Annotated in this window: 21 protein-coding genes; 4 read left to right on the forward strand and 17 right to left on the reverse strand. The window is 73.0% G+C overall.

The window, feature by feature from the left end:
- The first annotated feature begins 40 nt into the window (after positions 1-40).
- On the forward strand, positions 41-925 hold the full coding sequence (locus AC3YNX_RS01735; protein ID WP_127784047.1) for a 1,4-dihydroxy-2-naphthoate polyprenyltransferase: 885 nt from the start codon (positions 41-43) through the stop codon (positions 923-925).
- Positions 926-958: 33 nt separating this feature from the next.
- On the opposite strand, the gene cds1 is transcribed toward AC3YNX_RS01735, so the two are convergent.
- Together cds1 and AC3YNX_RS01745 are read right to left on the reverse strand one after the other, a co-directional pair.
- Positions 959-2,068 carry an L-cysteine desulfhydrase Cds1 gene (gene cds1, locus AC3YNX_RS01740; RefSeq protein ID WP_489994415.1) on the reverse strand — a complete coding sequence of 370 codons (1,110 nt, stop codon included), beginning with the start codon at positions 2,066-2,068 and terminating at the stop codon, positions 959-961.
- A 3-nt stretch (positions 2,069-2,071) separates the two neighbouring features.
- Positions 2,072-2,464 carry a DUF4229 domain-containing protein gene (locus AC3YNX_RS01745; RefSeq protein ID WP_489994416.1) on the reverse strand — a complete coding sequence of 131 codons (393 nt, stop codon included), beginning with the start codon at positions 2,462-2,464 and terminating at the stop codon, positions 2,072-2,074.
- Between the two features lie 152 nt (positions 2,465-2,616).
- Between AC3YNX_RS01745 and AC3YNX_RS01750 the strand changes: the two genes are divergently transcribed.
- Together AC3YNX_RS01750 and AC3YNX_RS01755 are read left to right on the forward strand one after the other, a co-directional pair.
- Positions 2,617-2,841, forward strand: a complete 225-nt coding sequence (locus AC3YNX_RS01750; RefSeq protein ID WP_127784050.1) for a BldC family transcriptional regulator — start codon at positions 2,617-2,619, stop codon at positions 2,839-2,841.
- A gap of 66 nt (positions 2,842-2,907) precedes the next feature.
- Positions 2,908-3,120 carry a hypothetical protein gene (locus tag AC3YNX_RS01755; protein ID WP_127784051.1) on the forward strand — a complete coding sequence of 71 codons (213 nt, stop codon included), beginning with the start codon at positions 2,908-2,910 and terminating at the stop codon, positions 3,118-3,120.
- Positions 3,121-3,280: 160 nt separating this feature from the next.
- Here the strand turns inward: AC3YNX_RS01755 and AC3YNX_RS01760 are convergent, their stop codons facing one another.
- The 7 genes from AC3YNX_RS01760 to hemL form a co-directional block, all read right to left on the reverse strand.
- Positions 3,281-4,567, reverse strand: a complete 1,287-nt coding sequence (locus tag AC3YNX_RS01760) for a MinD/ParA family ATP-binding protein (protein WP_489994417.1) — start codon at positions 4,565-4,567, stop codon at positions 3,281-3,283.
- 208 nt (positions 4,568-4,775) lie between these two features.
- Positions 4,776-5,762, reverse strand: coding sequence for a c-type cytochrome biogenesis protein CcsB (gene ccsB, locus AC3YNX_RS01765; RefSeq protein ID WP_127784052.1), 987 nt, complete (start codon positions 5,760-5,762; stop codon positions 4,776-4,778).
- Positions 5,762-7,477: a cytochrome c biogenesis protein ResB gene (gene resB, locus AC3YNX_RS01770; RefSeq protein WP_489994418.1), complete on the reverse strand. Its 1,716-nt coding sequence runs from the start codon at positions 7,475-7,477 to the stop codon at positions 5,762-5,764. Before resB ends, ccsB begins: the two co-directional genes overlap by 1 nt.
- A 26-nt stretch (positions 7,478-7,503) precedes the next feature.
- Entirely contained in the window at positions 7,504-8,310 is an 807-nt protein-coding gene (locus tag AC3YNX_RS01775; RefSeq protein WP_127784054.1) for a cytochrome c biogenesis CcdA family protein, read from the reverse strand.
- Positions 8,307-8,939, reverse strand: coding sequence for a TlpA disulfide reductase family protein (locus tag AC3YNX_RS01780; RefSeq protein WP_489981925.1), 633 nt, complete (start codon positions 8,937-8,939; stop codon positions 8,307-8,309). Before AC3YNX_RS01780 ends, AC3YNX_RS01775 begins: the two co-directional genes overlap by 4 nt.
- Positions 8,936-9,595: a histidine phosphatase family protein gene (locus AC3YNX_RS01785; protein ID WP_127784938.1), complete on the reverse strand. Its 660-nt coding sequence runs from the start codon at positions 9,593-9,595 to the stop codon at positions 8,936-8,938. Before AC3YNX_RS01785 ends, AC3YNX_RS01780 begins: the two co-directional genes overlap by 4 nt.
- A gap of 41 nt (positions 9,596-9,636) precedes the next feature.
- The gene (gene hemL, locus AC3YNX_RS01790; protein ID WP_489994965.1) at positions 9,637-10,920 is read right to left on the reverse strand and encodes a glutamate-1-semialdehyde 2,1-aminomutase; all 1,284 of its coding nucleotides are present in this window, start codon (positions 10,918-10,920) and stop codon (positions 9,637-9,639) included.
- A 292-nt stretch (positions 10,921-11,212) separates the two neighbouring features.
- Here hemL and AC3YNX_RS01795 point away from each other — a divergent pair, with 292 nt between their 5' ends.
- On the forward strand, positions 11,213-13,456 hold the full coding sequence (locus AC3YNX_RS01795; RefSeq protein ID WP_489994419.1) for an MMPL family transporter: 2,244 nt from the start codon (positions 11,213-11,215) through the stop codon (positions 13,454-13,456).
- A 76-nt stretch (positions 13,457-13,532) separates the two neighbouring features.
- On the opposite strand, the gene AC3YNX_RS01800 is transcribed toward AC3YNX_RS01795, so the two are convergent.
- Genes AC3YNX_RS01800 through AC3YNX_RS01835 form a run of 8 tightly spaced genes read right to left on the reverse strand, consistent with a single transcriptional unit; the run spans position 13,533 to position 20,651 of the window.
- Positions 13,533-13,805 (reverse strand): hypothetical protein, encoded by a 273-nt coding sequence (locus AC3YNX_RS01800; RefSeq protein ID WP_489994420.1) that lies wholly within the window; start codon positions 13,803-13,805, stop codon positions 13,533-13,535.
- Positions 13,802-14,269: a hypothetical protein gene (locus AC3YNX_RS01805; RefSeq protein WP_489994421.1), complete on the reverse strand. Its 468-nt coding sequence runs from the start codon at positions 14,267-14,269 to the stop codon at positions 13,802-13,804. Before AC3YNX_RS01805 ends, AC3YNX_RS01800 begins: the two co-directional genes overlap by 4 nt.
- Complete coding sequence (locus tag AC3YNX_RS01810) at positions 14,266-14,829, reverse strand: hypothetical protein (RefSeq protein ID WP_489994422.1); 564 nt, start codon at positions 14,827-14,829, stop codon at positions 14,266-14,268. The genes AC3YNX_RS01805 and AC3YNX_RS01810 overlap by 4 nt, the downstream gene beginning before the upstream one ends.
- Entirely contained in the window at positions 14,826-15,797 is a 972-nt protein-coding gene (gene hemB / locus AC3YNX_RS01815; protein ID WP_127784060.1) for a porphobilinogen synthase, read from the reverse strand. The genes AC3YNX_RS01810 and hemB overlap by 4 nt, the downstream gene beginning before the upstream one ends.
- A gap of 21 nt (positions 15,798-15,818) precedes the next feature.
- Complete coding sequence (locus AC3YNX_RS01820; RefSeq protein WP_127784061.1) at positions 15,819-17,384, reverse strand: bifunctional uroporphyrinogen-III C-methyltransferase/uroporphyrinogen-III synthase; 1,566 nt, start codon at positions 17,382-17,384, stop codon at positions 15,819-15,821.
- Complete coding sequence (gene hemC / locus AC3YNX_RS01825; protein ID WP_489994423.1) at positions 17,381-18,352, reverse strand: hydroxymethylbilane synthase; 972 nt, start codon at positions 18,350-18,352, stop codon at positions 17,381-17,383. The genes AC3YNX_RS01820 and hemC overlap by 4 nt, the downstream gene beginning before the upstream one ends.
- The gene (locus AC3YNX_RS01830) at positions 18,349-19,860 is read right to left on the reverse strand and encodes a glutamyl-tRNA reductase (RefSeq protein ID WP_489994424.1); all 1,512 of its coding nucleotides are present in this window, start codon (positions 19,858-19,860) and stop codon (positions 18,349-18,351) included. Before AC3YNX_RS01830 ends, hemC begins: the two co-directional genes overlap by 4 nt.
- On the reverse strand, positions 19,857-20,651 hold the full coding sequence (locus AC3YNX_RS01835; RefSeq protein WP_127784939.1) for a redox-sensing transcriptional repressor Rex: 795 nt from the start codon (positions 20,649-20,651) through the stop codon (positions 19,857-19,859). Before AC3YNX_RS01835 ends, AC3YNX_RS01830 begins: the two co-directional genes overlap by 4 nt.
- Between the last annotated feature and the right edge of the window lie 366 nt (positions 20,652-21,017).

Below are 21,017 nucleotides of genomic sequence, written 5' to 3' on the forward strand. Positions count from 1 at the left end.
GGGGACGCGGACCGTCGGCGCCGCCTGAGAGAATCAGCCCATGGCCACCACTGCTGAATGGATCGAGGGGGCCCGACCCCGCACCCTGCCCAACGCGATCGCACCGGTGATCGTGGGAACCGGTGCCGCGGCGGCGCTCGGGCACGACGGCGCACCCGGCGCGGTGTGGTGGAAGGCGCTGCTGGCCCTGGTGGTGGCGCTGGCGCTGATCATCGGCGTGAACTTCGCCAACGACTACTCCGACGGCATCCGCGGCACCGACGACGAGCGGGTGGGCCCGCTGCGCCTGGTGGGATCCAAGGTCGCCAGCCCGCGTGCGGTGAAGCTGGCCGCCCTGGCGTGCTTCGCCGTCGCCGGCGTGGCCGGCCTCGCCCTGGCCCTGTCCAGCGCCTGGTGGCTGATCATCGTGGGCGCGTTCTGCATCGCCGGCGCCTGGTACTACACCGGTGGCAAGAACCCGTACGGCTACAGCGGCTTCGGTGAGATCTCGGTGTTCGTGTACTTCGGGTTGATCGCCGTGCTGGGCACCCAGTACGTGCAGGCGGAGCGCATCGACTGGGTGGGGGTGCTCGCGGCCGTGGCGGTCGGCGCCTTCTCCAGCGCCGTGCTGGTGGCCAACAACCTGCGCGACATCGCCTCCGACACCGTCGCCGGCAAGCGCACCCTGGCCGTGCGGCTGGGCGACCCGGGCACCCGCGGGCTGCACGCCGCGCTGCTGGCCGTGCCCTTCCTGGTCAGCGTGGCGCTGGCCTTCGCCACCCCGTGGGCGCTGGTGGGCGTGCTGGCGCTGCCGCTGGCGTGGAAGGCCAACGCCCCGGTGCGGCAGCGGGCGATGGGGCTGGCGCTGATCCCTGCGCTGCGCGACACCGGCCTGGCCATGCTGGCGTGGTCGGTGCTCACCGGGCTGGCGCTCGGCCTCGCCTGACGGTCCGGCGCACTCCCGCCTGCTCGGTTCCGGTCAGCGCGGCCAGGCTCCCGTGCTGGTGAACTCCGCGAGCTGCGCGGTGGCCGGGCCCAGGTCGAGGCCCTCGGCGGCCACCCAGTCGTCGTCGAAGTAGGTGGCAGCGTAGCGCTCGCCGGCGTCGCACAGCAGGGTCACCACGCTGCCGCGCTGGCCGCGCTCCACCATGTTCGCCACGAGGCTGAACGCGCCCCACAGGTTGGTGCCGGTGGACCCGCCCACGCGGCGGCCCAGGGCGCGGCTGGCGTGCCGGGCGGCGGCGATGGAGCAGGCGTCGGGCACTCGCTCCATGCGGTCGATCACCTGTCCGACGAAGGACGGCTCCACCCGGGGGCGGCCGATGCCCTCGATGCGGGAGCCACACGCGCGGACCAGCTCCGGCTGGTCGCTGCGCCAGGCGTCGAAGAACACCGAGCCCTCCGGGTCGACGACGCACAGCCGGGTGGCCAGCCGCCGGTAGCGCACGTAGCGGCCGATGGTGGCGCTGGTGCCGCCGGTGCCCGCGCCCACCACCACCCAGGTGGGCACCGGGTGCTCCTCCAGCCGCATCTGGGTGAAGATCGACTCCGCGATGTTGTTGTTTCCCCGCCAGTCGGTGGCCCGCTCGGCGTGGGTGAACTGGTCCATGAAGTGCCCGCCGCCGCGGGTCGTGCTCTCCTGCGCCAGCCGTCGCGACTCCGCGTAGAGGGTGGACGGGTCCGACACCAGGTGGCAGCGGCCGCCCTGCTCCTCGATCAGCGCCAGCTTGGCGGGGCTGGTGCGGGCGGGCACCACCGCGACGAAGGGCAGTCCCAACAGCTTGGCGAAGTAAGCCTCGCTGATGGCGGTGGACCCGGACGAGGCCTCGATGACGGTGGTGCCCTCGCCGACCCAGCCGTTGCAGATGGAGTACAGGAACAGCGACCGGGCCAGGCGGTGCTTGAGGCTGCCGGTCGGGTGGGTGGACTCGTCCTTCAGGTACAGCTGCACGCCCCACTCCTCGGGCAGCGGGTAGCGCAGCAGGTGGGTGTCGGCGCTGCGCTGGGCGTCGGCCTCCAGCAGCCGCACGGCGTTGTCCACCCACGCCCGGGAGGCGGAGCGGTCGACGACCTCCGCGGCCTCGGCCACCGCTCAGCCGTCCCCGCGCAGCTGGGCGCGCAGGTGGGCCTTGTCCTCGCGGCGGCGGGCGCCCACCACGTCCAGGTCGCCGGCCAGCCGCACCCGCAGGCGGGCCAGCAGCACGTACGACAGGGGCAGCTGGATCACCACGCCGATGGCCAGTGCCACGATCAGCGGGATGGTCACGTCGAGCAGGGCGGCGGCGCCGAGCAGGATGGCCACCACGACCACGACGATGAGCAGCCGCGCGCCGGTGTAGGCCAGCACGTTGAGCATCAGGGAGCGCTTGGCCACCCGGACGTCGAGCTGGGGCTCGGCGGCCGCCGAACGGGTGCTGGACCGCTGCTGCGCAGACGCAGATGCCGGGGACGAGGAGGACGGGGAGCTGGGGTCAGAGTGCGCCACGAGTCCAGGTTACGCGGGCCGGACGTATGCCCGGGACGTCCCTTTTGCCCCTTACTTGCTCTTTACCAGCGCACAACCACTCGAGTACCTGGAGGTTTCGCTGTCACTATGACGGCGCACGTCCGAATCGTCTGGAATGCTGGAGGCACCCCATGGCACTCACACCACTGGTCACCACGTCGCGCTCGGAGCGTTTGCTGACCCCCGGAGAGGTCGCCACCATGTTCCGGGTGGATCCCAAGACCGTGACCCGTTGGGCCTCGGCCGGTCGACTCGGCTCCATCCGCACCCCGGGTGGCCACCGCCGCTTCCGGGAGTCCGAGGTGCAGGCGCTCATCACCGCGCTCACCACCGAGCCGACCAGCGACGCGGTCTAGGCCTCCGGCCGGGGGTCGCCGGCAGCGTCTGGCAGACGGGCTAGCCTGGCACCAGGAGGTGCGCCCGTGCTCTACCTAGCTGCCATCATCGTGCTCGTCGCCCTGACCGCGCTCTGCTGGAAGGCGTTCGGCCCCCAACAGCCGGCCAGGCCCACCCGCAGCCGCACCACGCGGGTGGTGGGGCCCGACGACGACCCGGACTTCCTGCGCCGGCTCGACCCAGGAAGCAACGGGCGCCGGGGCAACGGCGAGACCGACTCGATCCCCCCGCCAGACTGATCACCACCACCGAACGCCGCTCAGCCCCGCGCTGGGCGGCGTTCGGCGCTCCGGGGCAGCCCCGGCCGGGTCACCGCTACCGCCACCGACACCGCTACCGACGCACTCGGTAGCGGTTGCAGACTCCCTGGACGCCGCTAGGGCGTACTTGCAGACGCCCCTACCGGGCGGCGAAGGCAGGGAAGTCGTCGGCGATGGTGGCCGCCAGGTCCAGCATGGCCGCGCGGGTGCCCAGCCGCAGCCGCTCCAGGTCGACCTCCGCGCCCTCCTCCAGGTGCGGGTCGAACGGCAGCACGTGCACCGCGCGGCACCGGGCAGCGAAGTGCTCCACCAGCTTGTTGACGTCGACCTTGCCCGACCCGGCGCGCACCGCGTTGATCACCGCCACCGAGCGCCGCACCAGGTCCTGGTAGCCGTGCATGTCCAGCCAGTCCAGGGTGGCCGCCGCGCTGCGGGCACCGTCGATGGACGTGGAGCTGACCAGCACCAGGCAGTCGGCCTCGTCCAGCACCCCCTTCATCGCCGAGTGCATCAGACCGGTGCCGCAGTCGGTGAGCACGATGTTGTAGAAGTGCTCGAGCAGGTCCACCGTGCGCCGGTAGTCCTCCTCGCTGAACGCCTCGGACACGGCTGGGTCGCTGTCGCTGGCCAGCACCTCCAGCCGGGAGGGCCCCTGCGAGGTGTAGGCGCGCACGTCGCTGTACCGGGTGATCCGGTGGGCGTCGCGCAGCAAGTGCCGCACCGTGGCCGCGGTCTCCAGCGGGATCTTCTGGCTCAACGTGCCGCGATCGGGGTTGGCGTCCACCGCGACCACCCGGTCGCCGCGCAGCGAGGCGAACGTGGAGCCCAGGGTCACCGTGGTGGTGGTCTTGCCCACGCCGCCCTTCAGGCTGAGCATGGCGATCTTGTAGCAGCCCTGCAGTGGCTGGTTGATCCGCGCCACCAGCTCGGCGCGGGCGAGGTCGGCGGCGCTGGGGCCGAAGTTCACGGTGCGCCCGGACGCCAGGTACACGGCCTTGCGCCAGCCGCTGCGTGGCACGCTGCGCGGCTGGGCCAGCAGCGACGCGGCTGAGAGGTCCTCCACCGTGAGCGTGCGCTCCCCGGTGCCCCGCGGGGTCTGGTCGGGCACAGCGGGCTGTGGCGGCACGGCGTAGGAGTAGCCCACCGCGGGCTGCTGCGGCACCTGCAGCGGCGGGGCCGCCTGGGGCGGGGCCGAGGGGTGCGGGTCCCGGGGCGAGCCCTGCGGGGACAGCGGCGTCGGCATCGGCCCGGTCTGCAGGGCCGCGCCGCCCCGGCTCGCCGAGTGCGCCCCGCCCCCGCCGTGCGCGCCGGCCGGGGGCTCGCGGCGCTCCCGCGGGGAGGTCTGGTGCTGGGGTGGTTGGGGCGGATTGGCGGAGGACTCTGCCCACCCCGGCGATGCCGGGCCTGGGTCCTGCTGGTCACTCACCCGTGTTGCTCCCCTCGCTCCGCTCGGCGGCCACACACCCCGACGTGTGCTGCCGCTGGTCGCAGCGGCAACGCAGGCCAGCACCAACGCTATCGAAGACTGCGCTGGCGTGTGGGAAACCTCGCACAACCCCCGAACGGCAGGACGAACAACGACGCACCGCGGCTCAGTGCCGCGGTGCGTCGTTGTGCCAGAGGTGAAGTGGTGGTCAGTTGAGCCCTGCGTAGGAGTGCAGGCCGGACACCACCATGTTGATGAAGAAGAGGTTGAACATCATCACCGCGAGGCCGGCGATGTTGATCCAGGCCGCGCGGGTGTTGCGCCAGCCCGCGGTGGCGCGGGCGTGCAGGTAGGCCGCGTAGAGCACCCACGCGATGAAGGCCGTCGTCTCCTTGGGGTCCCAGCCCCAGAACCGGCCCCAGGCTGCCTCCGCCCAGATGGCGCCCAGGATGACCCCCGCGGTGAACAGCGGGAAGCCGAAGATGGCGGTGCGGTAGGCAACCCGGTCGAGCGCGGCGTCGGTGGGCATGCGCAGCGCGAGCCGGCCCAGCGCCGAGGAGCCCTCGCTGCCTGCCGGGTGGCGGCGGCGCAGCAGGAACAGCAGGCTGGCCACGCCGGAGACCATCATCACCGCGGTGGAGGCGGTGATCACCGAGACGTGGATGACCAGCCAGTACGAGCGCAGCGCCGGCACCACCGGGGCGGTGCGGGCGTACAGGACGGTGCCGGCCAGGAACATCAGCAAGATCACCGGGGCGAGCAGGAAGACGGTCAGCTGCCGCATGCCGGGCTTGCGGATCACCACCAGCCACGCCGCCACCGCGATGGCGCACATCAGCGAGACGAACTCGTACATGTTGCCCCAGGGCGCCCGGCTCGCCGCCATGCCGCGCAGCACCAGGGAGGCGACGTTGAGCAGCATGCCGAGCGCCACCAGGGCGACTCCCATGCGGCCGAAGCGCTCCGAGACCGGACGGGTCGGTGCGGCCTCCACCCGGCCGGGGCCGGTCGGCGTGCTGCCGGCGCCGACGAGCGCCTTCTCCCGGGTGCGGGACCCGGCGGCCCGGGACTGCAGCACGCCGTTGCGCGAGCCGGCGAAGTCCACCAGGACGAAGACCAGCGCCAGGATGTAGACCGCGATCGAGGAGCCGAAGGCGAGGTCGCTGTAGCGCGACAGGTCAGGATCGATGGGCATTAGGAGCGACCGTCCTCTGGATCGGGTGACTGTGACGCGGGCTCGGTGGAGCCGGGCTGGGTGCTGCGGGAGTGCGCGGCGCTGTTGTCGGGGCCGTCGGTGCTGACGAGCTCCTCGGAGAGGTGAGTGAACTCCTCGCCCCAGCCCGCCTGGTCGGTGCGGGCCAGCCCCCCTAGCTCGATGACGGTACGGCCTGTCGGGGTCCCGTCGGTAGCGGTGGCCGGGGTGAGCCGCGCCCAGACCCGGCGCCGCTTGACCAGCAGCGACACCATCAGGCCCGCGGTCATGGTGAGCGCGAAGACCAGCACGTACATCTGCGCCGGGTCGTGGGAGGTCTGCAGCGAGACCCACTCCTCCACGCCGTCGAGCTTCACCGTGGTGCCGTCGGGCAGGGTGGCGAGCTCGCCCGGGCGCAGGTTCACCCGCTCCTCCTTGACCAGCCGGCCGTCAGCCGCCAGCTGCGGGTCCAGGGAGAAGATGGACGAGGCCTTGCCCGCGTCCAGGCCGGTGTCACCGCGGTAGATGTCCACCGCGACGGCCGGGTCCCGCAGGTCGGGGAACGACGAGCCCAGGATGGTGCCGTTGAACAGCGCGGTGGGGGCGAACAGGCCTTCGATGGCCAGCTGGTTCTTGCGGCGCTCCTCCGCGCTGGGGTACATCCCGGCCGGTGGGTCTATCCGCAGCGCACCCTCGGACAGCAGCGTGGTGGCGTCGGCCGGGCGGAACTGCACCATGTCGGTGCGGGTCTCGCCGTTGGGGTAGGTGACGGTGAACCGCGGGGCGTAGCCGTGGCCCAGCAGGTACACCCGCTCACCGCCGAGGCGCAGCGGCGAGTTCACCTTGAGGTCGTAGGGGCGCCAGGTGTTGGTCTGCAGGTCCTCGCCGGTCTGGTAGCTGACCTTGGCGTGGAAGGAGTCGGCCTGACCGGTCTCCAGGTAGTGCGCCTCGAAGGACTCGGTGCGCACGCAGAACGGCTCGAGGCCGGTGCCGTCGGCGCTGAGCCCGGCCCGGAAGGAGTCGTAGGCCGCCGTGGAGGTGTTGCAGAAGGTGGAACCTCCGCCGCCGTCGGCGATGGAGATGACCTGCCCCTCGTAGCCGAACAGCTTGCCCGCGGCGATGCCCACCAGCAGGCCCACCAGCGACAGGTGGAAGACCAGGTTGCCGGCCTCGCGCAGGTAGCCGCGCTCGGCGGAGATGGTCACCTCGCCGCTGACCTCGGTGCGCCGCACGGTGCGCCAGCGGCGCAGCCGGTCCTGCACCAGTGCCGCGGCGCTGTCCACGTCGGTGGCCATCTCGGCGGTGTGGTGGTGCGGCAGCCGGGCCAGGTTGCGGGGAGTGGCCACCGGCTCCGAGCGCAGCACCCGGAAGTGCTCGACGGTGCGCGGCAGGATGCAGCCCACCAGGGAGATGAACAGCAGCACGTAGATGGCGGCGAACCAGGGGCTCGCGAAGACCTCGAACAGCCCCACCCGGTCGAACAGCGGGCCCAGCACCGAGTGCTCGGCGATGTAGTCGGCGACCTTGCCCTCGTTCAGGCTGCGCTGGGGCAGCAGCGCGCCGGGGATGGCCCCCAGCGCCAGCAGGAACAGCAGGATCAGCGCGGTGCGCATGCTCACCAGCACGCGCCAGGCGTTGCGGACGAGCTCCCAGGCTCGCCGGGGGGCGCTCGGCGGGGACGCCGGCGCGGGGCGCGGGCGGTCCTCAGTCACAGTCATGGCCGCTCACTCATTCGGAAGCTCGTTCATATCGGGAGGGTCACTTCGGCGATCGGCCCGTCACGCAGCCAGCCGACCAGGTCTGTCCAGGTGCCGGTGACCAGGGCGACGCCCACCGCCACCAGCGCGATGCCGCCGACCACCTGGATGGTGCGGGAGTGCCGGCGCAACCAGCCCACGCTGCGCAGGGCCCGGGTCGAGCCCAGCGCCAGCACCACGAACGGCAGCCCCAGGCCCAGGCAGTAGGCCACCACCAGCACCACGCCCCGGGCCGCGGTGGCCCCCTCGGTGCCGGCGGCCACCGACAGCACGCCCGTCAGCGTGGGGCCCAGGCACGGCGTCCAGCCCAGGCCGAACACCGCACCCAGCAGCGGCGCGCCCACCAGGGCGGGGATGCGTCGGGGCTCGGGGCGGGTGTCGCGCTGCAGGGCGGGGACCAGGCCGACGAAGACCAGCCCCATGACGATGGTGACCACCCCGCCCACCCGCTGCAGCACCTCGGTGTTCAGCCGCAGCACCGAGATAAGGCCGAACACCGACACGGTGGCCAGCACGAACACCACGGTGAAGCCGGCGACGAACAGCCCGGCAGCCCCGGCCACCCGCCAGCGTCCGCTGGTGCGCACCTTGGTGTCGGTGGCGGTCACGGCCGGGGCGTCGGCGCCCACCACGCCGGCCAGGTAGGACAGGTAGCCCGGCACCAGCGGCACCACGCACGGCGAGGCGAACGAGACGATGCCGGCCAGCACGCACGCCGCGAGCGCGAGCAGCAGCGGCCCGGTGGCCGCGGTGCTCTGGAAGCTGTCGCCGATCCCCTCGGCCAGCACGGTCACGGCGACTCGGCGGCGAGCCGGGTGACCACGGGCAGCAGGTCGTCGGCGGTGAGGGTCTGCAGGAACACCGCCGCGACGCGGTGCTCGCGGTCCAGCACGATGGTGGAGGGGATGACGCTGGTGGGGTACTTGCTGCCCAGCGCGATGAGGCTGCGCATGGACGGGTCGTAGATCGACGGGTAGGTGATGTTGTTGTCCCGGACGAAGTCGCGCGGCTTGTCCTGCTGCGGGTCCTTGACGTTGATCCCCAGGAACTGCACGCCGGTGTCCTTGGTGTCGGCGTAGACCTTCTGCAGGGTGCCCGCCTCGGCCCGGCACGGGCCGCACCACTGGCCCCACAGGTTGATCACCACCACCTCGTCCTGGAACTGCCCCAGCGTGATCGGCTCGCCGGTGAGCAGGTCCGGACCGGTCAGGTTGCCGATGGTGCCGCGGGTGTCGGCGGGGTCGTAGGTCAGCGTGGTCTTGCCGCCCGGCGAGACGAAGTCGAAGGTGCCGCCCTGGGCCACCGCGTCCTGCCCGGTGGCACAGCCGGTGACCAGCACGGTCAGCCCGGCCAGCAGCGCCGTCCACACCTTGGCCCGCACGGCGGTGGCGCGGCGGGGCGTGCGGGTTGCGGGCGCAGTCATGCCCCGGTGACCCGGGGGTCGGAGGCTCCGGCGGGCTCGGAGTAGACCATGTCCACGATCTCGTCGCCCTCGAAGACGAGGCTGGTCAGCGAGGCCAGGCCGCACTGCCGCCGACGCGGGTCGTGCCAGAGCCGCTGACCCTGCACGAAGCGTCGCAGGGTCCACACCGGCAGCTGGTGGCTGACGCACACCGCCTCGTGCCCCTCCGCGGCGGCACGGGCGCGGTGCACGGCGCCGAGCATGCGGTGGGCGATCTCCAGGTACGGCTCGCCCCACGACGGGGTGAACGGGTCGCGCAGCTTGCTCCAGTGCCGCGGCCGGCTCAGCGCGCCGTCACCCACCGCCACCCGCAGGCCCTCGAACTGGTTGCCGGCCTCGATCAGCCGGTCGTCGGTCTCGATGGTGAGCCCGTGCGCCTCGGCGACCGGCGCGGCCGTCTCCTGCGCCCGCTGCAGCGGGGAGGCCAGCACGTAGGTGACGTCGTGCCCGGACAGCGCCGAGGCCACCTTGCGGGCCTGGGCCTGCCCGGTCTCGGACAGCCGGAACCCGGGCAGGCGGCCGTAGAGGATGCCGTCGGGGTTGTGCACCTCACCGTGGCGGACCAGGTGAACGATCGTCCTGGGCAGCGAGCCCTGGGTCGGTGAGCCCTGGGGCAGGGGGCTCTGCGGCAGGGCGGTCTCGGGCTTGCTGGCGGGGCTCACTGGCCTGCTTCCTGTGTGGCCGCCGCAGCGGCGCGGGCCGCTGCCGGCAGGGCATCGGCGATCACCTCGAAGGCCTCGTCGTCCAGCGCCGCGGAGACGAACCACGTCTCGAAGGCGCTCGGCGGGGCGTACACGCCGCGCTCCAGCAGGGCGTGGAAGAACGGGGCGTAGCGCCACGTCTGGGTGGCCCTGACCTGGTCGTAGTCGCGCACCGGCGCGTCGGTGAAGAAGACGCTGAACATGCTGCTGGCGCGCTGCACCTGGTGAGCCACGCCCTCGGCGTCCAGCGCGGAGCTGATCAGTGCCTGCAGCCGCTCCGAGCTGCGGGTGAGGCCGGCGTAGACGTCGGCGTCGGCGGCGCGCAGGTTGGCCAGCCCCGCGGCGACGGCGACGGGGTTTCCGGAGAGCGTGCCCGCCTGGTACACCGGGCCGGCCGGGGCGAGGTGGCTCATCACGTCGGCGCGGCCACCGAACGCAGCCGCAGGCAGGCCACCGGACATCACCTTGCCGAAGGTGTACAGGTCACCGGCCACACCCTCCACCCCGTACCAGCCCGAGGCGGAGGTGCGAAAGCCCGTCATGACCTCGTCCATGATCAGCAGGGCGCCGTGGTCGGCGCACAGCTGCTTGAGCCCGGCGTTGAAGCCCGGCTCCGGCGGCACGGTGCCCATGTTGCCGGCGGCGGCCTCGGTGATCACGCAGGCGATCTCGCTGCCCCGCTCGGCGAAGGCCGCGCGCACGGCGTCCAGGTCGTTGTAGGGCAGCACCAGGGTGTCGGCGGCCTGGGCGCCGGTGACGCCCGGCGAGGTGGGCAGCCCCAGGGTGGCCACGCCGGAGCCGGCGTCGGCGAGCAGCGCGTCCACGTGGCCGTGGTAGCAGCCGGCGAACTTGACGATGACGCTGCGACCGGTGAACCCCCGGGCCAGGCGCACGGCGCTCATGGTGGCCTCGGTGCCGGAGTTCACCAGGCGCACCTGCTGCACCGGCTCCACCCGGCGGACGATCTCCTCGGCCAGCTCCACCTCGCCCTCGGTGGGCGCGCCGAAGGACAGCCCCTGCGTGGCGGTGCGCTGCACGGCCTCCACCACGGCGGGGTGGGCGTGGCCCAGGATCATCGGACCCCACGAGCAGATCAGGTCCACGTAGCGGGCGCCGTCGACGTCGGTCAGCCACGGGCCGGCGGCGGAGGCGATGAAGCGCGGGGTGCCACCGACACCGGTGAAGGCCCGCACCGGGGAGTTGACCCCGCCGGGGGTGACGTCCGACGCCCGGGCGAACAGCGCCCGGGAGCGGGGTCCGGCGAAGGGGTCGGCAGGGGGCTGCGCGGCATCCCGGTCATCGTGCTTGGAAACAGTCACCAGGCCATTGTCCCAGTCCGGAACGGCCTGCGGCGGCTGGGGCCTGAGATCCTCACCACCGGCGCTGACCAGGGGTGGAAGCCCTGCGCGAAACCCCACACCGACCTCACCCGTGCCATGATCGAGATCACTGTGCATCGGTCCTTCAGCCGCTCGACGGCTGGCTGGTCCCTCCCTCGGATGACCCGACCCGGAGACCCAACCGGAGACCACGATGACCAAGACAGATGAGCCGACCCAACCGGACACCGGCCGCTCCCCGCTGGCCCGCGGCTTCCCCTTCTTCGCCATCATCGCAGTGGCGCTGCTGGCCCTGCTCGCCGGCGGGTTCGGCGGCAGCTACCAGGGCAAGCTCACCGAGGTCCAGAAGAACGACAACGCCTCGTACCTGCCAGCCACGGCGGAGTCGACCAAGGTGGGCGAGGAGTCGGCCCGCTTCCTGGACGTGGAGGCCCTGCCCGGCTTCGTGGTGTTCCACCGCGAGACCGGCCTGACCGACCCCGACCGCGCCAGCCTCACCCAGGCCCTCGACGCCATCAAGGGCGTCGACGGCGTGCAGACCGCCGCCGTCACGGCGCCGCAGGTCTCCGTCGACGGCACCACCGCGTCCATCTACGCGCCGCTGGTGGCCAAGCAGGCCGGCGTGGGCGTGCCGGGCGACGAGCTGGTCACGGTGGAGGAGGACCTCCTGGCTGCCGCCCGAGCCGCGGTGACCGACGACCCGGGCTCGGCCGACCTGGCGGTGCACTCGGCGGGCCCGGGCGGGTTGCTGGTGGCCTTCATCGACGCCTTCAGCGGCATCGACGGCGTGCTGCTGGTCGCCGCAGGTTCGGTGGTCATCGCCATCCTGCTGGTGGTCTACCGCTCGCCCGTGCTGTGGTTCTTCCCGCTGTTCTCCGCACTGCTGGCGCTGGGCCTGTCGTCCATGCTCATCTACTTCCTGGCCGACGCCGACGTGGTCACCCTCACCGGGCAGAGCCAGGGCATCCTCTTCGTGCTCGTGCTGGGCGCGGGCACCGACTACGCCCTGCTGCTCATCTCCCGCTACCGCGAGGAGCTGCACAGCTGTCCCAGCCGAGCCGACGCGATGATCCGGGCCTGGCGGAGGTCGGCGCCGGCCATCGTGGCCTCCGCGGTCACGGTGATGGTGGGCCTGCTGTGCCTGACCTTCTCCGAGCTGCGCTCCAACCAGGGCCTGGGCCCGGTGGCCGCGATCGGCATCGCCTGCACGCTGCTGGTGATGATGACCTTCCTGCCGGTGGCGGTGGCCCTGGCCGGGCGCTGGGTGTTCTGGCCCCGCATCCCGCGGGTGGACCGCGCCGCCGACCTGGCCACCCACGGCCTGTGGGGGCGCATCGCGGCGGTGGTCGGCCGCCGCGACCGTCCCGCGTGGGTGGGGGCCACGGTGGCCCTGCTGCTGTGCGTCACCGGCATGGGCGCGCTGCAGACCGGCACGCTCAGCGCCTCCGAGGGCTTCACCAACCGCCCGGACGCCGTGGTCGGCCAGGAGCTCTACGACGCTGCCTTCGCCCGGGGCACCGGGGCCCCGGCGGTGATCACCACCAACGCCAGCGCCGTGGCGGAGGTGACCGCGGCGGCCGCCCAGGTGCCTGGCGTGGCCACCGCACCCGGCTCGGTGTGCGTGCAGGAGGACTACGCCAAGCTCGCCGCCCTCGGCGCCGGCTCCGGCGGTGCGGCCCCCGCGGCGGCGGCCCCCGCGCCCGGTTGCGTGCCGCCGGAGCTGCAGGTCACCCCGATCGACGGGCGCACCGTGGTCAACGCAGTGCTCGCCGACTCCTACGACTCCCCCGAGGCGCTGAACACCGTGGAGAACCTGCGGACGGCGCTGCACGCGGTGCCCGGCGCCGACGCCCGGGTCGGGGGCAGCTCGGCCAGCACCGTGGACGTGCAGGCCGCGGCGGTGCGCGACCGCAACCTCATCATCCCGGTGGTGCTGGTGGTGATCCTGCTGGTGCTCGCGCTGCTGCTGCGCTCGCTGCTGGCGCCGGTGCTGCTCATCGCCACGGTGGTGCTGTCCTTCGCCGCCACGCTCGGCGTGTGCGGGTTAGTGTTCGACCACGTCTTCGACTTCCCCGGCGCCGACCAGGAGTTCCCGCTGTTCGCCTTCGTCTTCCTGGTGGCCCTGGGCATCGACTACAACATCTTCCTGATGACCCGGATCCGGGAGGAGTCGCTGAAGCACGGGACGCGGGAGGGCGTGCTGCGCGGCCTCGCCGTCACCGGAGGCGTCATCACCTCGGCCGGGGTGGTGCTGGCCGCGACGTTCGCGGTCCTGGGAGTGCTGCCCGTGGTGTTCCTGGCCGAGCTGGGCTTCGCGGTGGCCTTCGGCGTGCTGCTGGACACCATCGTGGTGCGCAGCATCCTCGTCCCGGCTCTCTCGCACGACATCGGACGATCGATCTGGTGGCCATCGGCCCTCGCGAGAGCCGGCAGGTGAAGGGACCTGCCGCCACCTGAGCGACGCACAGACCCCATGCACTACGTGCCGACCCCACCCCGGGGCGGGGACGGGCTCAGCCCCGGAACAGCCCCGGTAGCGCGCCGGCCGACCACAGCCGGCGCAGCCCGTCCACGACGAGCAGCCCGGCCAGCACCACGCAGCCGATGGCCCCGCCCAGCCACGGACCGGAGTAGAAGGTGACCGGCTGCACGGTGGTGTCGGCGGTGTAGGGCGGGAAGTCGGCCACCTCGATGCCGCGGCTCCAGCACCAGCCGGCAGCGACGACGAGGACCACCGCGAGCACCACCTGCAGCACGGCGACCAGCACTGCCCAGGTGCGCCTCACGGGTGCACCACCTCCTGCAGCGCCGAGCGCAGCGCCCGGTCCTTGCGCGCCCACGCCTGCACCAGCCGACCGTCGGCGAGCTCCAGGCCCACCCCCACCCGGTGTCGGGGGACGCTGTGCGACTCCCCCAGCGCCCGGGCCAGCTCCCACGGCTCGAGGTCGTCGTCCCACGCCCGCTCACCGGGCTCGTCGAAGATGGCGGCGATCTCGCGCACGGGCAGCTCCTCGGTGCCCTGGCGCAGCACGGTGGGCGTCAGCTCGACCGTGCAGTGCTTGCGGGCGCCCACCACCTGCAGCGCGGCGATCCCGGCCAGCAGCAGCGCGATGGCGATGAGGGTGAACCAGTGCACGGGCACGCCCAGAACCAGCTCCAGCAGCACCGCCAGCAGGCAGAGCGCGGGTCCGTAGGCCACGGTGCGCCACCGTCCGCCGGGCTCGGCGAACAGCAGGGGCGAGGTGCTCACCGGCCTCGGGTGGGGGCGAGGAACTGCTTGGCCCCCTCGGAGTAGGTGCACACCACGGCGCAGGCGATGAGCAGCGCGTTGACCACCTGCAGCAGCGCGTCCAGCGGCTCTGCGCCGCTCACGGACACCGCGGTGGACACCACGTTGAGCACGGCCACCACGGTGAGCACCACCCTGGCCCACGCCGACCCCACGGCCAGGCGCCAGAGCAGGAAGAGCACCAGCGCCACCCACACGACGCTCTGCAGCACCACCGCGATCACCACGACCAGGTCGGGGTCCACGGTGGCCAGGTCGGGATTGCCGGACAGCTGCGCGTCGACCTCCTCGCGCAGGGCGGTGCGGGCGGTGCCGAAGGAGACCACCACGCCGATGACGCCGACCACCAGGCTGGCCAGCCAGAGGTAGACGGCCAGGCGCAGCTCGTGAGGCAGCGGAGGCCGGGGCGGGCGCGGAGCCCGGCCCGGCGGCGGGCCGCCCTGCCAACCCGGCGGCGGGCCGCCCTGCCAGCCCTGCGGCGGGTACTGCCCGCCCGGACCGGCCGGGGGTGGACCGTTCACCGCACCCACCCGGCGACCTCGGTCGCCCAGTAGGTCAGCACGATGTCGGCCCCGGCACGGCGGATGCTGGTCACCGACTCCAGGATCGCCCGGTCCCGGTCGATCCAGCCGTTGGCCGCGGCGGCGGCGATCATCGCGTACTCGCCGGAGACCTGGTAGGCCGCCACCGGCAGCGGTGAGCGGTCGGCGGTCTCGCGCAGCACGTCGAGGTAGGACATGGCCGGCTTGACCATCACCATGTCGGCGCCCTCGGCGATGTCCAGGTCCACCTCACGGCGAGACTCCCGCCGGTTGGCCGGGTCCTGCTGGTAGGTCTTGCGGTCCCCACGCAGGGTGGAGCCCACCGCCTCGCGGAAGGGCCCGTAGAAGGCCGAGGCGTACTTGGCCGAGTAGGCCAGGATCGCGGTGTCGGTGTGACCCACCAGGTCCAGGCCCATCCGGATGGCCTCCACCTGCCCGTCCATCATCCCGCTGGGGCCGACCACGTGCGCACCGCTGGCGGCCTGCACCGCCGCCATCTCCACGTAGAGCTCGAGGGTGGCGTCGTTGTCCACGCTGCCGTCCTCGGCGAGCACGCCGCAGTGGCCGTGGTCGGTGAACTCGTCCAGGCAGGTGTCGGCCATCAGCACCGTGTCCTCGCCCAGCTCCTCGCGCAGCGCCCGCAGGCCCACGTTGAGGATGCCGTTCTCGTCGATGGCACCGGACCCGGTGGCGTCACGCTCCGCGGGCACGCCGAAGAGCATCAGCCCGCCGACGCCGGCCGCGGTGGCCTCCACCGCCGCCGCGCGCAGCGAGTCCAGCGTGTGCTGGACGACGCCGGGCATGGACGCGATCGGACGGGGCTCGGTGAGCCCCTCGGCCACGAACATCGGCAGCACCAGCTGCTGCGGGCGCACGGCGGTCTCTGCCACCAGCCTGCGCATCGCGGGGGTGCGGCGAAGTCGGCGGGGTCGGTCAATGGGAACCACGGGTGGTCTCCCCTTCTCTGGCTAGCGCCTGCTGCGGACCTTCTTGCGGGGCGGCGGGAGCGCGCCCTCGGCCCGAAGCCGGGCCGCGTGCTCGGCGAGCGCGTCCACCAGCGACGGGATGTCGGCGGTCTCCGGCTGCACGTCCACCCGCAGGCCGAACTCCGCAGCAGTCTCGGCGGTCTTCGGTCCGATACAGGCAACGATGGTGCGGGCGTGTGGCTTCCCGGCGATGCCCACCAGGTTGCGCACCGTGGAGGAGGAGGTGAAGCAGACCGCGTCGAAGCCACCGGTCTTGATCATCTCGCGGGTGCTGGCCGCTGGCGGCGCCGCGCGCACGGTGCGGTAGGCGGTGACGTCGTCGATCTCCCACCCCCGCAGGCGCAGGCCCTCGGCCAGCGTCTCGGTGGCGATGTCGGCGCGGGGCAGCAGCACGCGGTCCACCGGGTCGAACACGTCGTCGTAGGGCGGGAAGTCGGCCAGCAGGCCCACGCTGGACTGCTCGCCGGAGGGCAGCAGCTCAGGGTGGATGCCGAAGCTGCGGACCTTCTCCGCGGTGGCCTCGCCCACGCAGGCGATCTTCACGCCGGAGAAGGCGCGCGCGTCCAGGCCGAAGTCGGCGAACTTCTCCCACACCGCACGGACGGCGTTGGTGGAGGTGAACACCACCCACTGGTAGCGCCCGTCCACCAGACCCTTGACCGCGCGCTCCATCTGGGCGGGGCTGCGGGGCGGCTCCACGGCGATGGTGGGGACCTCGACGGGGACGGCACCGTGGGTGCGCAGCCGCTCGCTCATCACGCCTGCCTGGTCCTTGGTGCGGGGCACCAGCACCTTCCAGCTGTACAGCGCCCGGGTCTCCCACCAGGAGAGCTTGTGCCGCTGGGTGACGAGCTTGCCGATGGTGAGCACCAGCGGGCCGGGCAGCGCGCCGCCGACCTCGTTGAGGGTGGCCAGCGTGGCGTCGAGGGTGCGCTGGTTGCAGGTGGTGCCGTTGGTGGTGATGGACACCGGAGTCTGCGAGGCCATGCCGTGCTCGACCAGCGCGCTGGCCGTCTCGGCCAGGTGGCCGGATGTGGCGTTGAGCACCAGCGGGCCCGGGGCGGCTGCCACGGCCGCCCAGTTCACGTCACCGCGCACGTCGACCACGGTGTGCTCGGAGCCGATGGCGATGCCGGCGTAGGTGGGCACCGCGGTGGCACCGGTCAGGCCGGGCACAAACTCGAACTGCACGGAGGTGCGGGCCACGGCCTGCGCCTCGGCGACGACGGAGTCGGTGGACAGCGGGTCCCCAGCGACCAGGCGCACCACGTCGTGGCCGGCCTTGGCCTCGGCCACCAGCGCCTTGGCGACCTCGGCGGGCTCGCCCACGGCCGGGCGGACGTCGGCCACGGGGCCCTCGCCCTCGGCCGGCTCGGGCAGCGCGGTGCCGATCAGGTCAGCGACCCCGGTGGCCACGTCGTGGTCGAGGAAGGCCATCCTCGAGTGGGCGAGGACCGTTTGCGCCCGGACGGTGAGCAGCGCCGGGTCGCCTGGTCCGGACCCGATGAACAGGATCCGTCCAGGAGTGGTCTTGCGGGCTCTGCTCATGGGTGACTCTCCAGTGAGGGTTGTGGCTCTACAGGTGGTGCTTCGACGAGGTCGCGGGCGCCGAGGTCGAGCAGCTCGGCAGCCACCGACTCGCCCAGTGCGGTGGGATCGGTGAGTGCACCGACGCCGGACGCCCGCAGCACCTCAGATCCGTCGAGCGCTGCGACGCACGCTCGCAGCGAGATCTCCTCGATGATGCGGCCGTCGTCGGTGAGTGACTCGACGACCTCCGCGACTGCGCCGACGGGGGCCGTGCAGCCGGCTTCCAGCGCGGCGAGGAGCGCGCGCTCGGCCACAACCGTGGCACGTGCGGAGCGATCTTCCAAAGTTGACAGAAGACCGACGAGGTCCTCCTCCCCCGCACGGCACTCGATGGCCAGGGCGCCCTGGGCCGGGGCGGGCAGCATCTGCACGGGGTCGAAGGACTCGGTCACCTCACCGAGGCGACCCACCCGGGACAGCCCGGCACGGGCCAGCACGATCGCGTCGAGCTCACCGTCGTGCACCCGGGCGAGCCGGGAGTCGATGTTGCCGCGCAGCGGCACCACGTCCAGGCCCAGGCCCAGGGCGTGCAGCTGGGCGATCCGTCGCGGCGCGGAGGTGCCCACCGTGGACCCGGCGGGCAGCTGGCCGAGCACCAGGCCGTCGCGGGCCACCAGGGCGTCGCGGGAGTCCTCGCGCACCGGCACGGCCGCGAGGACGAAGCGGGGGTCCTCGGCGGTGGGCAGGTCCTTGTAGCTGTGCACCGCCACGTCGACCTCGCCGTCGGCCAGGGCCTCGCGCAGGGCGGCGGTGAACACCCCGACGCCGATCTGCGCCACCGGGGCGGCCGAGGCGTCCCCGGCGGTGCGGACCACCACCAGCTCGGCCGGCTGGCCGTGCGCGATGAGCGCGTCCCTGATCGTTCCTGCCTGGGTGAGGGCCAGGTGGCTCCCTCGTGTACCGATTCGCAGTACTCCCGTGCTCACAGCTCTCCGTTCCCGTGGTGTCGTGCGGGGTCGGCGCTCGAGATGTACTCGGCCAGCGTCGCCTCGTTCATGGCTGCCTCGGTCAACGCGCTGTCCAGGACCGTGGGGACGTCGCTGGGGACGTCCGCGGCGATCGAGGGCGGCACGACCGTGTGCGTGTTCGTGGTGGGCGGACCCGTGGTGGGCGGGTTGGTGGTGGAGGCCGCGACGGCGTCCACCGCGCCCGGCCCGAGCTCGAAGAGCTCGCGCAGCGCCTGGGCGTAGGTGTCGCCGCCGGGCGCGGCGGCCAGCTGCTTCACCCGCACCGTCGGGGCGTGCAGCAGCTTGTCCACCACGCGGCGCACCGCTCGGCCCACCTCATCGCGCTCGACGTCGCCGAGCGTGGGCAGGCGGGTCTCCAGGCGGAGCAGCTCGGCCTCCACCACCTCCGCCGCGCGCCGACGCAGCGCGGTGACGGTGGGGGTGACCTCGGCGGCACGCTGGGCGGCGAGGTAGGTGGACAGCTCGGCGGCCACGATGGCGCGGGCGGCATCGGTGTCGGCCGAGGCCGCGTGGGCCTCCGGCGCGCGCTGCAGCGCCTCCAGCCCCACCAGCACCACGCCGGGCAGGTCGGCCACGGCGGGCTCGACGTCGCGGGGCAGGCCCAGGTCGCAGATCACCAGGAGACCACGGTCGGGTGAGCGAGCGGCCAGCGCCCGGTGGGCCTGGGCGAGGGTGACCACCGCGCCGACCGCGCCGGTGCAGGTGACCAGCACGTCGGCGTCGGCCAGCACCGCAGGCAGCTCGTCCAGCCCCACGGCGCGTGCCTCCACGTTGCCCTCGGCGGCGGTGGCCGCCAGGTTCGCGGCGCGCTCGGGGGTGCGGTTGGCCACCACGATGCTGGCCACCCCGGCGCGCTGCAGCAGCGCGACCGCCAGGCCGCCCATCGCCCCGGCACCGAGCACCACGGCCTTGCGTGCGCTGAGGTCGTCCGAGCCCAGGGCCTTGGCCGCCCGCTGCAGCGCCACCGAGACCACCGAGGCACCGGCGGAGTCGATGCCGGTCTCGGAGTGCACCCGCTTGCCCACCCGCAGCGCCTGCTGCGCCAGCTCATGGATGGTGCGGCCGGCGGTCTGCTCGGCGTCGGCGGCGGCGTAGGCGGACCGGATCTGGCCGAGGATCTGCTGCTCGCCCACCACCATGGAGTCCAGGCCGCTGGCCACCGAGAACAGGTGCTCCACCGCCGACTCGCTGTAGCGAACGTAGAGGTGACGGGTGAGCTCGGCGACGTCGGACTGCGCGTGCTCGGCGAGCAGCTCGCCGACGTCGGTGAGGGCACCGTGGAAGGCATCGACCACCGCGTAGATCTCCACCCGGTTGCAGGTGGACACCAGCAGCGCCTCGGAGATGTGGGGGGAGCGCAGCAAGCCCTCCAGCAGCTTGGGACGCTCACCATCGGTGACGGCGACGCGCTCCAGCATGGTCACGGGGGCACTGCGGTGCGACATCCCCACGAGCAGAACACTCACGGCACAATCACCGATCCATCTCCTCCAGACCTCGTCTGCTCTGTAGCTCCGGACTGGCCGGCCTGTTGGGTGCCCGCGGCCCGCCCGGCGGCGCGCCGGGCGCCGTGGAAGGAGAGCACCTGCATCTCCACGGCGAGGTCCACCCGCCGCACGTCCACGGTCTCGGGCACCTGCAGCGCCACCGGCGCGAAGTTGAGGATGCAGCCGACTCCGGCTGCCACCAGTCGGTCACACACCTGCTGCGCCGCGGCGGCGGGGGTGGCCACCACCCCGATGCTGATCTCCAGCTCTGCACACACGGCGTCGACGTCGTCGAGGTGCCGGATCTCCAGCTCACCCAGCCGGGTGCCCACCCGCGCGGGGTCGTTGTCGAACAGCGCGGTCACGGTGAAGCCGCGGTCAGCGAAACCGTCGTAGCCGGCCAGTGCGTGGCCGAGGTTGCCCACTCCCACCAGGGCCACCCGGTGGCGGCGGTTCAGGCCCAGCGCCTGCTCGATGCGGCCGACCAGGCGGGGCACGTCGTAGCCCACCCCACGGGTGCCGTTGGAGCCGAGGAAGGACAGGTCCTTGCGCAGCTTGGCCGAACCGACGCCGGCCAGCGCGGCCAGCTCCTCGCTGGAGACCGTGCGGGTGCCCGCCTCGACCAGCGAGCCCAGCACGCGCAGGTACAGCGCCAGCCGCGCCACCGTGGCCTCGGGCACCGCCCGGACCTCCTCGCCCGACCCCTGCTTGGGGCGCGAGGCGCCGACGGTAGACTCGCCCGCCTCTGCGGTGGCGCCAGCACGCGGCATCGTGCGAGGAGCACTCGGCTCGGTCACGATCAACTCCTCGCACGGGTGGGCTGGGCGAAAGCAGGACGTGGGCACACGGGTGCGCCGGTCGGGACGCAGCTCCGCCCGGGGGCTGAGGGGGTCTCAGAACCCACGGTAACCGCTTGTGAACGCCTGCACAAAGTCGTGGCGGTGTGTGCTGCAGCGCCCGTGACCTGCGCCGCACTCGCCGCCGCCCTGCTGCCCACACCCGGTTCTGCGCCTGGTCTGGGACGTTTCCGCCCTTTCCCTGCCGGTTCGCCGCGCCACCCGAGCGCGTTCGGTGCGACCGAGGTCACCTCGCCGTCGGCGGAGCGGACGCCGACGGGCGCCCCGGCGATGGCCGGG

Source organism: Rhodococcus sp. Z13_19A, from assembly GCF_058133575.1.